The sequence below is a fragment of the Thalassotalea castellviae genome, from assembly GCF_031846185.1.
In the GTDB taxonomy this organism is placed as follows: domain Bacteria; phylum Pseudomonadota; class Gammaproteobacteria; order Enterobacterales; family Alteromonadaceae; genus Thalassotalea_H; species Thalassotalea_H castellviae.
Genome location: NZ_JAVRIF010000009.1, coordinates 149,766 through 164,888, shown reverse-complemented (window position 1 = coordinate 164,888; position 15,123 = coordinate 149,766). Strand labels below are relative to the sequence as shown.

Sequence of the window (15,123 nt, the reverse complement as noted above, 5' to 3'; positions counted from 1 at the left end):
GATTTAATATAACTGTTTAAATTTTATTAACGAGCGTGCGATTAAACGATATGAAAAATATTTAAGTTTAATTTATAAGTATAAAAGACTGGAACTATTCTGTTTCTTGAGACTCACGTATTCTTTCTAGCCTAGCTTGTTCCTCTTCATAGGCTGCTTTAATTTCTTCTATGACATTATCTACATCAGCCGCTTTATTGTTGTCTTTAAACCTACCTGTGAGCTCAGTGTCAGGTGTTAGTTCGCTATTTTCATAAAGAAACCACATTTCCTCTGCATAACGACTTGAAAGTAAGTCAGGAGCAAATTGACCATAATAAGTCGTCATATTATCAACATCACGTTTTAGCATTTTACGGGCATTGTTATTTGCCGCAGCATCTACTGCCTGTGGTAAGTCAATAATCACTGGACCATATTCATCTACTAATACGTTAAATTCTGATAGATCGCCATGTATAACGCCAGCACAGAGCATGCGCATAATATAAATCATGACTATTTCATGATCTTCTCGTGCTTGCTCTGCGTCCATAACAACATCATTTAAACGAGAGGCTACATTACCTTCATCATCTGTTATTAACTCCATCAGTAATACACCATCAAAACATCCATATGGCTCTGGTACACGTACACCGGCAGCTGCTAAAAGGTACAAGGCATCAACCTCAGCATTTTGCCAAGCTTCTTCTTGTTGGCTTTTTCCGTATTTTGAGCCTTTTTCCATCGCTCTTGCTCGACGGCTATTTCTACTTTTACGTCCTTCTTGGTATTGCGCTGCCTTTTTAAAACTGCGTTTATTCGCTTCCTTATATACTTTTGCGCATCGTACTTTATTGCCACATTTTACGGTATAAACGGTTGCTTCTTTGCCACTCATTAATTGACTGAGCACTTCATCAATTAGGCCATCATCAATTAGAGGTTGTAATCGTTTAGGTACTTTCATTTAATCTCGGTAGTTAAGTTCAAGGGTTATAAATATAACCTCAGGGAAAAGCGCGATAGTATTTGTGTCATCGGTAATGATCATTTTGGCGAGTTGCTCCAAGGATCAACCGGCTTGTCTGTATTTGAAATTGTGACTTTCTGGTGTGTTTTTGAATAATTCGTTTGTTTTTTTACCTGCTCTTTATTGTTAAATGAACGATTGTCATTAACTTTTTTCGGTTTTGGTGAAGGAGCTTGTCCTAAAATTAATTGTTTAGGCTCACGCGGTTTTTGATGCGCAGGAATGATACGTTGACGTGGTGGAATTTCGTATTGCGTATCATCAGCTTTAGGTAAATTCTTATAATTGTAAAGATAAAAACGCTCTATTTTCTCCCGCGCCCATTCTGTTTTACGTAAAAACTTGAGACTCGAAGCTATAGTTGCTCGATTTTTGAAGCAATTTATATTGGTATATTCCGCCAGTATTTCAAAACCATAGTAACTTACTAATTCATTTAATAAGGTATCAAGTTTTAATCCATGTAATGGGTTATTTAACTGTTCGTTTTCGCTGGTCATAAATTTATTGATTATATTATTAAGTGAATGATTTAATTATATACTGCTAAGCTATTAAGATCAGAAAATGAAGTAAAATAAAAGTTAGAAAACTAAGATTAATTAGTTATGCTCATAGAAACGACGTCATAACAGGTTTTACCAATCATGGGTAATGTACTAAACAAAATGAAAATATATCAAACGTTACTCTTTGTACTCACACTGCTATTAAGCGTATTACTTTTAGGGTGTGAAAAACCTAATTTGTTACTTGCTAATGAACATCACCAACTTACGCAGGCGGCTTTAATTGATGGTGATTTGTCAAATGATGGTCAATATTCAGTTATTCTAGATATTAAAAATAATCTATCACTTTGGCAAAACTCAAATTATACGCTTATTAAACAGTGGCCGAGTTCTCTGTTTCCACAACAGCAATATTATGTGGTGTTATCGAATAATCAGCAGTGGCTTGCTGTTGCAGGTAAACACTCAGTAACACTACTATCTGTTAACTCAAAACATAAACCGCTTACCTGGGAAGTTAATGGCTTTGATCGTGACGCTGAAATTAGTCAAATTTTAATTAACTCAATCGGTAATAAGGTTATTATTGGTTTAACGGAAGGCAGTGTCGTTGTTGTAGATATAACTAATGGTCTGAGATCTCAGTTCGCTTTACACGATGGGCCCGTTAATCATTTGATCTTTAGTGACAATGAACAAAAATTAGTATCTGCTTCACTCGATGGTCAAGCCATAAAGTGGGATCTAGCTTCTGGGAAAGTGATTTGGAGTAATGAGCAACCTTTTCGCATCACCAGTTTAGCGTTTGATGACTTATCACAGCGGTTATTTGTGTCAGATGCTCTCAATAATCAAACATTTTTTTCTTTAAATAAAGGTCAAGAAATTTCATCGTTGAGCTATTTCGAACGCAACCGATACTTTAGAGAAGCGATTTTCATCTCTGGAGCGAAAAAATTATTAACCTCTTCATCAAAATATCAAATTTCTTTATGGGATGTCATGTCAGGTAACGAAATAAGCCAAGGAGAAATTAAAGCTTATAATTTTGGCAGTACCGTATTAGACTTTGCTGTAAATGAACAAAATGATGTAATAACACTAAGTTCTGATGCTGTATTAGAGTTATGGCCAGCACCGTTATTTAAGTAAGTTATTGACTTTGCAAATTTCACATAAGAAAAATTTTTCGCTCAATGCTTTTTCGTTTGAACGCTCAATGTTTGTGAATGATTGCTTTTTTATCGACCAGTAATATTGTGTGATTTGCTTTTCAAAATAGATGAAAAGTAGTGCTAAGCTTAATGATAATACTGGGATATAGAGCAATGAATTGATAATGCTCGAAGGGTACATAACATTGAGTGTTATAGGTATAAAAACGATTAACGTTGATAACACGCGATAAAGATATTTAATCATTGATAAAAGCATAATTCCCTCTAACTTCACTTCAGTAATTTATTGATGCAAGTATGTTAGTGATAAATTAGACTAGTTTCAAAAGGATTATATTCACACTAAAGGTGAATTTCATTCACTTAATAAATGCTTAATATTACCCATCTGACTCAATCATATTTGGAGATTTAATCAACCAATTTAAGAAGCATTGAATATCATGCCTGTCTTTGTCTTCATCACGGTAAACTGCGTAGAGAGCTCGACCAAAAGGGACGGTTTTATTAAAAGGATCTATTAATACTTTTCGATTTACTAGCGAGTTTTCAATAGGCATTAATGCCAAACATAGTCCCAAGCCTTGCTCGGCAGCATGTAAGGATGATTCGTAACTGCTAAAGGTTAAATTATGCTCGACATTTATGTTTTCAAGACCTGCGGCCTCCGCCCAAGTTTGCCAAATGTTATCCATGCTAGTTAAATCAATTAAAGGAATGTTTTTTATTTGCTCTATCGATGTTAATTGATGTTTATCGGCAAATTCTTGAGAGCATAGAGCGGCAACTTTAATATCAAGCAGTTTTTTCATGCTGACATTTGGCCAATCACCGTTACCTATTCTAATCGCTAAATCAAAGTCTTCATAACGAAAGTCAGTGAGGTCTAATCCCGTTTCAATTCGAATTCCTATCTCTGGATGTGCTTGTTGAAATAATCCTAATTGGGGCAAAATGACGTTAGTTGCCATAGTGGCAAAGGTTGAAATTTTTAGGTTCGGAGATAAGTACTTTCGTTTAACTGCTTTTGTACCTTGTTCAATTTGGTCGAGGCCTTGTTGAATATAGTTTAAGTATAATTTTCCGGCTGAGTTTAATTTCACACCTCTGCTTTTTCGAATAAATAATGAGGTACCAATATATTCTTCTAATGATTTGATTTGGTGGCTAACGGCAGAAGGCGTTAGAAAAAGTTCTTCACTCGCTAATTTAAAACTTTCTAAGCGGGCAGAAGATTCAAATATCGAAAGCAAATGCAAGGGAGGGAGTTTTTTTGCCTTTGAAGTAGCCACCATTCAATTCCAATTTTAATTTAACAAAAAAGATTCAGTCAGTGTTTTTACCACACAATGATAGAAAGTGTGAAGGTTATTGATGAATTTAATTTATCTATTGAATTTACCTTTTTTGCTAGAAGCCGATCTAACAACAATCGGAAAGTTGTTTTTGTCTTATTCATGTTAGGTGTTATTTTATTGAAATTCGGATATTCTTTGTGTCACTAAATTTCAATGTTAACTGAGAAAGCCCAATGGCACGTTTGACGATAATTTTCATTTTTATCCCGTTGCTACTTATTTTACAAACAGGTTGTACTGTCGTTACGGCCACGGTTGGTGTTGCATCTGTCGTTGTAGGAGGGGCTATTGAAGTGGTTGATACCGTTACTCCTGATATTATCGACGATGACGAGGAAGAGGATGAAGATGAAGATGAACAGAACAATATCGACCTTTAATATTAACTGTACGCTCATTAATACTTAAACGTGATAAAAGCGTATTAATATTTTTCAGTGCGCTTATTCCACTTTTATTCTCTTTTCATGATAAATTTTCATTCCCATTTAGTTGTGGTATTTAATCCAATTAAAATAGATCAGTTTGATAATCCACTTTTTAATCGCTAAACTCTCGAAAATTAATGCATCAAATCCGTATACATAAGGCGATAAATGAATAAACAGCAAGCTTACCCTATTGGTAAACAAGGAAAACCATGGGGAAATGAAGAGAAGCAGCAATGGTTTGCTCTTCAATCAGTGAAACGTTCATATTATGATGAAGTGATCACGAAAATTAATGCCTTAAAGAGTGATTTTGAGATTCAACAATATGGTGCTTTGCCCATTGATGAACAACGTTACCCCTTGTTTATTTTAAAAAGCAAAACATTTGATCACGCTAAAAAAACCGTGCTTGTCACAGGAGGTGTGCATGGTTATGAAACAAGCGGCGTACAAGGCGCTTTGCTTTTTGCTAAAGAACATGCACACAGATATGAGTCAGCTTTTAACTTTCTGGTTGCGCCGTGTTTGAGTCCATGGGGATATGAAACAATCAACCGTTGGAACCCTAATGCAATCGATCCAAATCGGTCTTTCTATAAGAACAGTCCAGCAGAAGAGTCTGCTGCTTTAATCTCTTACTTATCATCGTTAAAGGTTTCGTTATTTGCTCATTTTGATTTACATGAAACTACCGACTCTGATAATGCTGAGTTTAGACCTGCGCTTGCTGCTCGTGATGCGACTGTGCATGATAACTGGAATATTCCAGATGGTTTTTATTTAGTGGGAAATACGCTTGAACCACAAGCAGATTTTCAAAAAGCGATAATTGAGAATGTGAAAAAAGTTACCCATATTGCCGCTGCAGATGAAAATAGTCAATTGATTGGCAGCCCCGTTACGCAACCTGGCGTGATAAATTATTCGGCAAGAGAATATGGATTATGTATGGGGTTATCTGATGCTAAATTTGTTACGACAACCGAAGTCTATCCAGACAGCCCTAAAGTTTCGAGTCAGCAATGTAATTTAGCGCAAGTGGCAGTAATCACCGGTGGTTTGGATTATATTTTGACTGATGAAACCGTTTAGTTTTTTATAGTAATAATGTCATTTTATTGATTTAAAGCATGTGAGAAATGCATTAGCGCTTGATAAAACAACTAAACGTGGTATTTTCCATTTAATTTATTTTATAGAGAAAAACTTTATGCCAAAGGCGAGTGATATTAAAAAAAATGCAGCGATTGAACACAATGGTAAAGTGTTAATTGTTAAAGACATTGAACGTTCTGTTCCACAAGGAAGAGCAGGTGGCAGTTTATATCGTATGAGAATGTACGATGTGGTCACTGGTGGAAAAGTTGATGAAACTTTTAAAGACTCAGACATGCTTAATTTTGCTGATTTAAGTCGTCGTGCGGCAATGTTCTCTTATATTGATGGTGATGAATATGTCTTTATGGATAATGAAGACTATACGCCATATAATTTGAATAAATCTTCGATTGAAGATGAAGTGGTTTTTATTACTGAAGCGACAGAAGGTTTGTCAGTTATTCTTGTTGATGGTTCACCTGTAGGTGTTGATGTACCGGCAAGTGTTGAACTTGAAATTGTTGAAACAGATCCCTCAATAAAAGGCGGCTCTGCAACAGCTAGAACCAAGCCTGCTATTTTATCAACGGGTTTAACGGTACAAGTTCCTGAACATATATCGACCGGTGATAGAATTAAAATTAATACCGAAGAACGTAAATTTATGGGCCGTGCTGATAAATAACATTTTTATAGAATTATTAACTATGAAATTGATTGAAGGATATTTCTCAAAAGAAATATCCTTTTTTATTACTTAAAGCATGGATTACGCAATTTTGTCTGCTTTATAAACATTAAAATTCAATTCATTAACCTTGAAGCGTCCCAATAATGCGCCAATACTGAACAAGGCTAATACTTGAAAATAAAGACTATTTATTAACACTTCAAGAATATTTAATTCATAAATATTTACCCAAGAATGCATCATTAAATATATTGTCATAAAAATACTGATAAAAACAAAAGACTCTAATACAAATTTTGTTTGTTTATTTCTATCTGTATTCTCCTGGTATGGGTCACGTTTTTTACCGTATAAATTAGCCATACCAATTGCGATAAACATGATATTGGTGAGAGTCACTGTACCAATTTTAATTGCCGCATCAACATTTAATATAAAATCACATAGAAATAATTCATAAATGATAAAGCTTAAATAAGTTAATACTGCTAACGCTAAATAAAAAGGCGAGACAAAATTAAATAAAAGTCTTGGTTGCAATTCAGCAGTTCGATTTGTTTGCGTATTTTGCTGTCGCATTAACTTTAAATGTTTGTAGCCAAGCAGTTCTAGGATAAATAAGGGTATAAATTGCGCAATACCAAATAATAACGGTAAATCATCCAGAATATTGATGTGTGCTCTATAATCGGGAACGATATAAGTAAAATAAAAAATTAATCCTGCGCCAATCATCATAAATAAATAGTTCATCGTCTGATAAACAAGTTTAATAGTATGAATTCGTTTTGCAGGTACCGGATAGAGCTTGGGATAATCTTGCTCAGGACAATGAGTTAACACATAATTAATGCGTTTAACTACTTGTTTTGGATAAAAATACGAGAGCAGCCAAACTTGGCTGATCACTACTAAAAGTAGAATAATAGACATGCTCATAATTGTTCCTTAATATTTGTTATTGTTCATCACATTAGTGAACGCTATTCTTATTTCGGAATCAGTTGCTCCTGATTTTTTAAGTAAAGCAACTGACTCTTCGAGTTGAGTTGTGATCCATTGATTAATATCAAAATCACTGTTTTTAACTGCATCTTCATGAATAAAAGTGCCTCGATAACCTTTCGCCTGTATTACAGAATCTCTTTCGAGCAATCGATAAGCTTTGGCAACGGTTTTACTATTTACTTCTAAATCATTGGCAAGTTGTCTAATTGAAGGTAGGGGGTCACCGGGTTTGATTTTTTTATCTTTGACTGCTTGTTTTATTTGCTCAACAAGCTGAGTAAACAAAGGTGTTGGATCTTCAATATTAATTACTATTTCCATAATCACATTATTTTTTGGTGTACCTCTTGATGTAATGGTACAACTGGTTTTTTAATAATGCAATAAATAGTGCAAAGAAATTGGGAGAATGGCTAATAGATGTTATAAGTATTTAGCAGTTTAAATTTTGTAGTTTTACTTATTATAAATAAGGAAGCGTGTGGCAGGCTCAAGTTTATTAGTACTCATTGATGATATTGCGACAGTGTTAGATGATGTTGCAATTTTATCGAAAGTTGCAGCGAAAAAGACCGCCGGAGTATTAGGTGATGATCTTGCTTTAAATGCTGAACAAGTCTCCGGTGTGAAAGCAGATAGGGAGTTACCGGTTGTTTGGGCGGTTGCAAAAGGCTCATTTCTTAACAAGTTTATCTTGGTGCCAGCAGCATTATTAATTAGCGCGATATATCCCCCTTTAATTACCGTGTTAATGGTCTTGGGAGGGTTGTTTTTATGTTATGAAGGCGCTGAAAAAATAACCCATCAGTTCCTTTTAAATAAAGAAAAATTGCAAGAAGCTCACCAAGAGAAGCTAAAAAATATTGCTGACGAAAGTGTCGATTTAGTTGTATTTGAAAAAAATAAAATTAAAGGCGCGATTAGAACAGACTTTATCTTGTCGGCAGAGATCATTGTGATTGTCTTAGGCTCTGTTAAAGAAGCAGCTTTTCAAACACAAATTATGGTCGTTTCTGGTTTGGCTATTGCCTTTACTATCGGCGTTTATGGCTTTGTTGCTGCCATTGTCAAACTTGATGATTTGGGATTATATTTATTAAGAAAATCAGTCTCTGGTAAGTTCAATGCACTGCAACGTAGTTTAGGGCGCTCAATTTTAATGTTTGCACCAGTATTAATGAAAACCTTATCTGTTGTTGGCACTGTTGCAATGTTCTTAGTTGGAGGAGGAATATTAGTTCACAGTTTTACTTGGCTACATCATAAAGTAGAAGCTATGGTTCTTTGGACTCAACGTTTTGAATTGACGTTCTCAACTGTGATCGTACCCATGAGTATCGAAGGAATCATTGGGCTTTTAGCCGGATTACTCTTGTTTTTCCTCATGTATATTTACAAAAAATTTCAAGCACAGTAAGTACTTTTCACACAGGGATTGAGCCGACAAGTTTATTTTTAAGGGCACTTTAAGTGCTTACTGATAAAATAAATAATAAGGATTTACGGGCTATCGCTATCAATAACAGAGATTTTGCTCAAAGCTCTAGTGTCTTAAATAGTCATAGCGTCGTGTTTTTAGTATAAGTATGCTGTGCTGATAGTTAAAACTTGAGCTCTTTAGCATAATCGTAACTCTGGCTTGATTAATTAATTAATCACAGCATGTGAGTTCTTTGTTCGCTATCCGATAAAATACAGCGTAAAATACCCATACGCCTCGTTAGGCTCATACCAGTAGATTCTTTACCAAAATTATAGATAGGACTTTCATGAAAAAAACGTTTCAACTGACTCACCCTAAAATTAAACCGGCTCGTAGAGTTGATGCTATTAAAAGTGAAATTAAAAAATATATTAAAAGAGAGCGAAACAAAACCTTACCTGAAGGTGTTGATTATTGGGATTTTGATTGCAAATTTGGTTTAACTGAACCTACGGCGGATGTTGTGCACTTAACTGCTATTAATAAATCAATTGATGAAGCAGTTGCAGCTGGCGCTGATTCTTTTTATGTTGAAGTGATAGTGAAAATGGCTAATCGCCAGTTTACAGCTCCTGATGAAGACTTAAGTGAAAGCCTTGATGAAGATGAAGACTAATACGTTATATTCATGAGCCATCTTGTTTTTGATCATTAGTCTAACTTATATTAGCATTTATTAAGTTTGCGATACCTTCCTGACAAGCAATAAGTAATTCATCACTCAATACTGGATCATTTATTGCTTTTGATAATGCTAAGCCACCAATCATCAATGTCGCGACTTGTAAGGCTTTTTGATCACATTTTATTTGTTGGTTGGCATTGTCAACAAAGCCTTTAAAAATATTGGTATAAGTGTCTTTAACTGTTTTATTCTGCTGATTAATATCAGTCACCAAAAATGCTAATGGACAAAGATGCTTAACTGTTTCATTGCGATGCTCATCACTTAAATAACGCTTAGTTATTCCCATTAAGCTACCGTCACAGTGGCTAAGATGATCATTACTCGCTAATATTCCTGCTTTGGTAATAGCTTGGGCATATAACTCACTTTTAGAAGCGAAGTGAGCGTAAAACGCCCCACGTGTTAATTTAGCATTCTCCATGACTTGATTTATTGATACTTTTTCAAAGCCATAACGGGTAAATAAATCGGCTGCACTCGTCAGTATTTTATCTTTTGATTGTTTTTTGTGATGTTTATGCCACGCCATAATAGTGCCTTAATCAGATTTTTAAACAGTCTCACATAAATTTAAAATATGTTCTTGAACATATTGTTAAAAGTTTTATTTTTGCTCTACATTCATCAATAAGACTTCACTTAATTAAGTTAAAGGAATAGAAAATGAACCAGCACTCTCAGGCTCCATCAAACGATAATAAGCAGATTGAAATTTTTGGCCCCAGTTTTTCAAATTTTGTTCGCAGCATTATGTTGTTATGTGAAGAATATCAGCTTGATTATTGCACAGGGTTACAGTTTTCAGGTGAGCTGGTGGAGCTAAAAAGCGAGCAACACTTTAAATTACACCCGTATGGAAAATTTCCCATTATCAAACATCAAGGGTTAATTCTCTGTGAAACTGCTTCGATTTGTCGTTATCTTCAAGCGACATTTATGCCTAAGGTGTCAACCTGTTTCTCGGCGCATCAAATGGCACGAATAGATGCGTTTAGTGCCATTATTTCTATCTATTTAGATAAAGCCCTTGTCAGAGATTATTTATTAGAGTTTGCTTTTCCTAAAGGAGAGCAGGGTAAAGTGAGACTTGATGTTGTTCAGTCAATGCAACAGCCAGCTCTGGATGCTCTGTCGATCATTGAAAATGAACTGAAGCACAGTGATACACTTAATAATGAGCAATTATCCATAGCAGATGCTTTAATTGCTCCGATACTTCATTATCTTTCAACATTACCAGAGCCTTTTAATTTGATTGATAGATATCCTTTAATCGTCAAGTATTTAAGCGCTTTAATGGTACGTGAAAATAGTAAAAAAGTATTAATTGCGCCGAAGAACTGGTGATCATTTCTCGAATCAAATAGCGAATAAATGTATGCGTACTCTTTTAATGTTATTTTAAGTAGAAAATTTTTATCGCTATGTTGATCACGGGCTATCCTTTCTTGAATAGAGGTGTTATTTTTAATAAAAACAACACTGTTGAGAGAGGATTAGTTTTATGTCTTTAACTGCTCATGAGTATGCCATTAAAGCGCAACAACTATGTGTATTACCTGATATTTATCTTAAACTTAAAGACATGTTAGCTGATGAAAGCACGACGCTTGCAGACATTTCTGCTTTACTCTCGTTAGAACCCGCTCTAGCATCAAGTTTACTTAAAATTGCCAACAGCGCGCTTTTTAATTTTCCAAAAGAAATAGACTCGATTGATCGAGCACTGATGATCTTAGGGATCAAAGAAGTCCAAACATTAATTGATACTTATGGCGTTACCGCGGCTTTTTCTGGATTAGATCCAACGATTTTAGATATGGATAAGTTTTGGGAAATTAGTGTTGATTGCGCATTATTGACCAAATTTTTAGCCAAAAAAATTAAACTTGAAAACGCTGATTCGATGTTCTTGTCTGGGCTTTTACATAATATTGGTGAATTAGCCATTGTTCACACCAGCCCCAAAAAAGTGCAGTATTGTGAAGGTTATGACAGAGAAGAAACGCCATGGGATCGTCAAATTGATACCTTTGGTTTTACGTTTTCTCAATGTAGTGCTGAGTTATTATCATTATGGCAGTTACCGACAAGTATTATTGAACCTATTGCCTTATATAAAGATGCTTATAACGAAGATCTTGATAAAAAATCGACGCTGCTTTTTATTACCACACGTTTAGCCTTGATCAACTCTCATCCTGGCATGTACTCAAAGAAAACATTTTTAGGGCAACATTTGTTAGAAGATTTATCATTAACCCTTGATGATATTGACCAAGCTCTCGAGTTTTGCAATGTGGAAGGTATGGCAATCATGTCTTCATTAAATGTTATTTAATGACTTAGTTTCGCTAATCGTCATTGATTGTTCATGTAATCGTAAAATAATTGTCATCTTTTAATTTTATCTTTCTCCTACAAATTATTGAGGAGTTCGAAAATGAATAAGTTTAATTGGGATGAATTTGATTTTATAAATGACGAAGAGTTTTCTGAAAAAGCAGTCAAAAATAAAGGTAAAACAAATAAGCGTAAATGGCGTGAAATAGAAACAATCAAAGAACAACGACGTTTGAAAAAGCAAATTGCTGAAATGGAACAATACTCTTTTTAAACGTTTAGTGTAGAGCGCTTTGTGCCATAATAAATGAAACTGAGAAGGCTCACTAATAGCAATATATATTTAACGGCATTGGGATGTTGCTGGTAAAAACTTGCTGTGTCATATATTGGTATATCAACAACAGAATAGCCATGTGTATTCTCTTTAATTTGAGAGCCTTCAACAATATTACCATAGGGATCTAAAACAGCAGTGAGCCCAGTATTGGTCACTCTTATTAGATATTTTCGATATTCAATGCTTCGAAAAAGCGAAAGGGCCATATGTACTCGTTTTCCTGAGGTATGATAAAACCAAGCATCATTTGAACTATTGATCAAAAACTCGCCCCCTTGAGCCATACCTTTGGCAACTTGCTCGGTAAAAACAGCTTCATAACAGATCAACGGAACAGCCTTGAAACTTATGTTTTGTGAGTTTTTAACTTCAAATAACGCAGATTGATTACCAGGTTTATAATTTGGTGCAAATGGAAATATCTCTCTTAGCCAAGGCAGTTGTTGCTCGAAAGGCAGATACTCACCAAACGGTAAGAGCACCTGCTTAGCATAGGTTTGTTCTACGGCATTATCGCCAAAAAGTTCCATGGTATTAAAATACCCAGCGTTATTATCTAAGGTTTCATTAAGGGGTTTAATTGTTGTTAGTAACAGCGAGGAGTTTTTTAATAATGGCTTAAAAAATACTTCATCTTCTGGGTAATAACGATAAGAAATAGGAACAGGAATTTCAGGAAAAACCACTAAATCAATGTTCTGTTCATTTTCTATTTGTAAAAGTAGTTGGTCAAGCTCTGCTTTTACCGTTAACCAATCATCCCGGGTCCTATTGGTTATATCGATATTAGGTTGGACAATTGCTACTCGAAGACTTTTTTCTTTCGATATCATTTTGGTAGATGTTGTACTGTTTGCTTGAATTGGGTAATCCCCAATCACTTCATTTTTTTTATAGTGTCCATAACCAATGTTTGCGAAAAACAAAACTAACGCCACGATAAAGCATTGCAACGCTTTTGTTTTATCTGTGTTGACTAAGGTAATACCATTGGCAATTAATAGGTTGATACAATGAATAAGGAAGAAGACTAACGCAACCCCCCCGATATCAGCTAATTGAGTGAATAACGGCTGAAGGTATAAAGCGTGTGCAAGGTTGCCTGGTAATATATGGGGAATGTAATTTACCACTACCGTAAAAAATGTTGCTGAAAAAAATGCTCCTGACAACGATTGCCCAAACTTAAAGCGTACGTGAAGCCAACAAGCACATGCATAAGGAATTGCTGAGATTAGACAAAATATAAAAACAAAAGGTAAAACAATATTCGGGGCAGATGAAGTAATTGCAGCTACGCCGTAAACTGCCCACCAAATGCTGCATAGCCAGCCTAAAGTAGCAGACAATAATCCCAACATAAAAGCATTACGTAACGTAACTTTATTGAGCGCAACAATAATTGGCACCATAGTAAACCAAGTTAAAATTGCATAACCACCGCTGGGGAAAGCGAGGTAAAAGAGCAAAACGGTGAATAGCCCCAGTAAAAGGCTATTAAATTGCTTATCAGTGTTGTGAGTATTTAATGAATTATCAGAGGATAATATAAGCGATAACCTATTTTTTATGGCGATAAAGAAAAGCGACAAAAGCCACAAGTATTAATTGCAAAACAGTATGAAGTACCGGCACGCTAGAGCCGCTGCTCGTTCCACCGCCACCGCCACCACCGCTTGCAGATACTAGTGAGGGGAAGGCCAAACATAAGATAATAAAAATGACTGCGATAATGTGATTCATTTTACGGTGCTTTGCTTCCAAGTATTCGTTCAACACCTACAATGACAAGTAGGGCGGTAACGAAGTTAATAATTTGCCAAATATACAGATGATAAAAATCAAAGTCATTATTTTCTTCTTTAATTTCATACATTAAATGGATAATGCGTAATATATTCTCTACATGTAATACCAGCACAGCCACAATCAACATGCAGATTTTATTATAAATTGGCTGGTTTAATGCCAAAACTACCGCACTAACGCTGGCGATAAGCATTAAACCGGTACATTCGTTATCGACAATTAAAAACCTTGTTGAATTGGTGTGTTTGAGCAAATTTCCGTCAACAATTATCGGCTCTGCAATTAATTGATATAGATAAGCGACACTATTGGAAAGCGCATGTTGTATGGTTTGAGATAGCCATAGATCACGATGAACCCAATAAACAATGCTTTGTAAAATAATGAGATAAAGTAAAAATCTAGGAAAATATTTTAACGCAAGTGATTGTTCATCTTGCTGGTTTACTTTTGATAATTTTGACATCACTCAGCGATTTTTTTGATGGTTTTTATTGCCACAGTGTATCTGTGAATTGATATAGGAAGCTAGGTAAATTTAATATTTATAGCTTTGTCGTGAAGCTTTTGAATTAATCATAAACACCTAGAGTTCTCCTCGATAAATTCAGAACAATTTAATACGGGTTAATAATGTGCCATGACAGCATTGATCCCATTTACTTATAAGCTTTCACTATAACCTTGAAATATTTATATACATTCGTTTTAAAAATAATTTGTTTTTACCATTGTTTTATTTTTGTAAGCCCCGAGTATATTTAATAGGCGCTAAGTCATACTGATTATCTCCTCAATATACTTTTAACTTTTAAGAAGGTTGTATTATGAAAATAACAATATCAGGTCACCATGTTGAAATTACCGACGCAATTAAACAAGCCATTGAAAGCAAATTTGCTAAAATAGCCAAACATTTTCCCGATTTAATGACAATCGATTCGGTTATTACCGTAGAGCCTCATGAACAAAAATTGGAAGTCACAACTTTATATGAGGGACAAAAAGTTTCAGTAAAAGCATCAGGCAAAGAACTATATTCTGCAATAGCTGCTGCTTCTAAAAAATTACAAGCTGCGCTGAAACATCGTAAAGGTGTGTTGAAAAAGAAATTAAATGAAAAATATCAGGTCAAACAGTCAGATGGGTTTATGCCTGTTTAACGTAAA

18 protein-coding genes are annotated in these 15,123 nt (G+C 34.9%); 10 read left to right on the top strand and 8 right to left on the bottom strand.

Annotated elements, in window-relative coordinates; translation table 11 throughout:
- Positions 1-94: 94 nt before the first annotated feature.
- Both RM573_RS15015 and RM573_RS15010 read right to left on the bottom strand, forming a co-directional pair.
- Entirely contained in the window at positions 95-952 is an 858-nt protein-coding gene (locus RM573_RS15015; protein ID WP_311583843.1) for a PA4780 family RIO1-like protein kinase, read from the bottom strand.
- A gap of 80 nt (positions 953-1,032) precedes the next feature.
- Complete coding sequence (locus RM573_RS15010; protein WP_311583841.1) at positions 1,033-1,515, bottom strand: VF530 family protein; 483 nt, start codon at positions 1,513-1,515, stop codon at positions 1,033-1,035.
- Between the two features lie 147 nt (positions 1,516-1,662).
- Between RM573_RS15010 and RM573_RS15005 the strand changes: the two genes are divergently transcribed.
- On the top strand, positions 1,663-2,679 hold the full coding sequence (locus RM573_RS15005; RefSeq protein WP_311583839.1) for a WD40 repeat domain-containing protein: 1,017 nt from the start codon (positions 1,663-1,665) through the stop codon (positions 2,677-2,679).
- Between the two features lie 406 nt (positions 2,680-3,085).
- On the opposite strand, the gene RM573_RS15000 is transcribed toward RM573_RS15005, so the two are convergent.
- A complete protein-coding gene (locus tag RM573_RS15000; protein WP_311583837.1) occupies positions 3,086-4,000 on the bottom strand; it encodes a LysR substrate-binding domain-containing protein in 915 nt (304 codons plus the stop codon).
- A 236-nt stretch (positions 4,001-4,236) separates the two neighbouring features.
- Between RM573_RS15000 and RM573_RS14995 the strand changes: the two genes are divergently transcribed.
- The 3 genes from RM573_RS14995 (at position 4,237) to efpL (ending at position 6,277) form a co-directional block, all read left to right on the top strand.
- Positions 4,237-4,443, top strand: a complete 207-nt coding sequence (locus RM573_RS14995; RefSeq protein ID WP_311583835.1) for a hypothetical protein — start codon at positions 4,237-4,239, stop codon at positions 4,441-4,443.
- Between the two features lie 216 nt (positions 4,444-4,659).
- Positions 4,660-5,586 (top strand): M14 family metallopeptidase, encoded by a 927-nt coding sequence (locus RM573_RS14990; protein WP_311583833.1) that lies wholly within the window; start codon positions 4,660-4,662, stop codon positions 5,584-5,586.
- Positions 5,587-5,704: 118 nt separating this feature from the next.
- A complete protein-coding gene (gene efpL, locus RM573_RS14985; RefSeq protein WP_311583851.1) occupies positions 5,705-6,277 on the top strand; it encodes an elongation factor P-like protein EfpL in 573 nt (190 codons plus the stop codon).
- An 84-nt stretch (positions 6,278-6,361) separates the two neighbouring features.
- Here efpL and RM573_RS14980 read toward each other — a convergent pair whose 3' ends face one another.
- Entirely contained in the window at positions 6,362-7,222 is an 861-nt protein-coding gene (locus tag RM573_RS14980) for a hypothetical protein (protein WP_311583831.1), read from the bottom strand.
- Positions 7,223-7,231: 9 nt separating this feature from the next.
- Positions 7,232-7,612, bottom strand: coding sequence for a GntR family transcriptional regulator (locus tag RM573_RS14975; RefSeq protein ID WP_311583829.1), 381 nt, complete (start codon positions 7,610-7,612; stop codon positions 7,232-7,234).
- 160 nt (positions 7,613-7,772) lie between these two features.
- Between RM573_RS14975 and RM573_RS14970 the strand changes: the two genes are divergently transcribed.
- Both RM573_RS14970 and RM573_RS14965 read left to right on the top strand, forming a co-directional pair.
- A complete protein-coding gene (locus RM573_RS14970) occupies positions 7,773-8,708 on the top strand; it encodes a DUF808 domain-containing protein (RefSeq protein WP_311583827.1) in 936 nt (311 codons plus the stop codon).
- Positions 8,709-9,060: 352 nt separating this feature from the next.
- Entirely contained in the window at positions 9,061-9,390 is a 330-nt protein-coding gene (locus tag RM573_RS14965) for a DUF6172 family protein (RefSeq protein WP_311583825.1), read from the top strand.
- Positions 9,391-9,430: 40 nt separating this feature from the next.
- Here the strand turns inward: RM573_RS14965 and RM573_RS14960 are convergent, their stop codons facing one another.
- Positions 9,431-9,991, bottom strand: coding sequence for a TetR/AcrR family transcriptional regulator (locus RM573_RS14960; protein WP_311583823.1), 561 nt, complete (start codon positions 9,989-9,991; stop codon positions 9,431-9,433).
- A gap of 134 nt (positions 9,992-10,125) precedes the next feature.
- Between RM573_RS14960 and RM573_RS14955 the strand changes: the two genes are divergently transcribed.
- The 3 genes from RM573_RS14955 (at position 10,126) to RM573_RS14945 (ending at position 12,079) form a co-directional block, all read left to right on the top strand.
- Positions 10,126-10,809 (top strand): glutathione S-transferase family protein, encoded by a 684-nt coding sequence (locus RM573_RS14955; RefSeq protein WP_311583821.1) that lies wholly within the window; start codon positions 10,126-10,128, stop codon positions 10,807-10,809.
- Between the two features lie 157 nt (positions 10,810-10,966).
- Positions 10,967-11,803, top strand: coding sequence for an HDOD domain-containing protein (locus RM573_RS14950; protein ID WP_311583819.1), 837 nt, complete (start codon positions 10,967-10,969; stop codon positions 11,801-11,803).
- 102 nt (positions 11,804-11,905) lie between these two features.
- Positions 11,906-12,079 carry a DUF3545 family protein gene (locus RM573_RS14945; RefSeq protein WP_311583817.1) on the top strand — a complete coding sequence of 58 codons (174 nt, stop codon included), beginning with the start codon at positions 11,906-11,908 and terminating at the stop codon, positions 12,077-12,079.
- Here RM573_RS14945 and lnt read toward each other — a convergent pair.
- Both lnt and RM573_RS14935 read right to left on the bottom strand, forming a co-directional pair.
- The gene (gene lnt, locus RM573_RS14940) at positions 12,076-13,614 is read right to left on the bottom strand and encodes an apolipoprotein N-acyltransferase (RefSeq protein ID WP_311583815.1); all 1,539 of its coding nucleotides are present in this window, start codon (positions 13,612-13,614) and stop codon (positions 12,076-12,078) included. The two genes, RM573_RS14945 and lnt, sit on opposite strands and share 4 nt — an antisense overlap.
- Positions 13,615-13,889: 275 nt before the next feature.
- Positions 13,890-14,420: an archaeosortase/exosortase family protein gene (locus RM573_RS14935; protein ID WP_311583813.1), complete on the bottom strand. Its 531-nt coding sequence runs from the start codon at positions 14,418-14,420 to the stop codon at positions 13,890-13,892.
- A 361-nt stretch (positions 14,421-14,781) separates the two neighbouring features.
- On the opposite strand from RM573_RS14935, the gene hpf reads away from it, so the two are divergent.
- Positions 14,782-15,117, top strand: a complete 336-nt coding sequence (hpf, locus tag RM573_RS14930) for a ribosome hibernation-promoting factor, HPF/YfiA family (protein ID WP_311583811.1) — start codon at positions 14,782-14,784, stop codon at positions 15,115-15,117.
- The last annotated feature ends 6 nt before the right edge of the window (positions 15,118-15,123 follow it).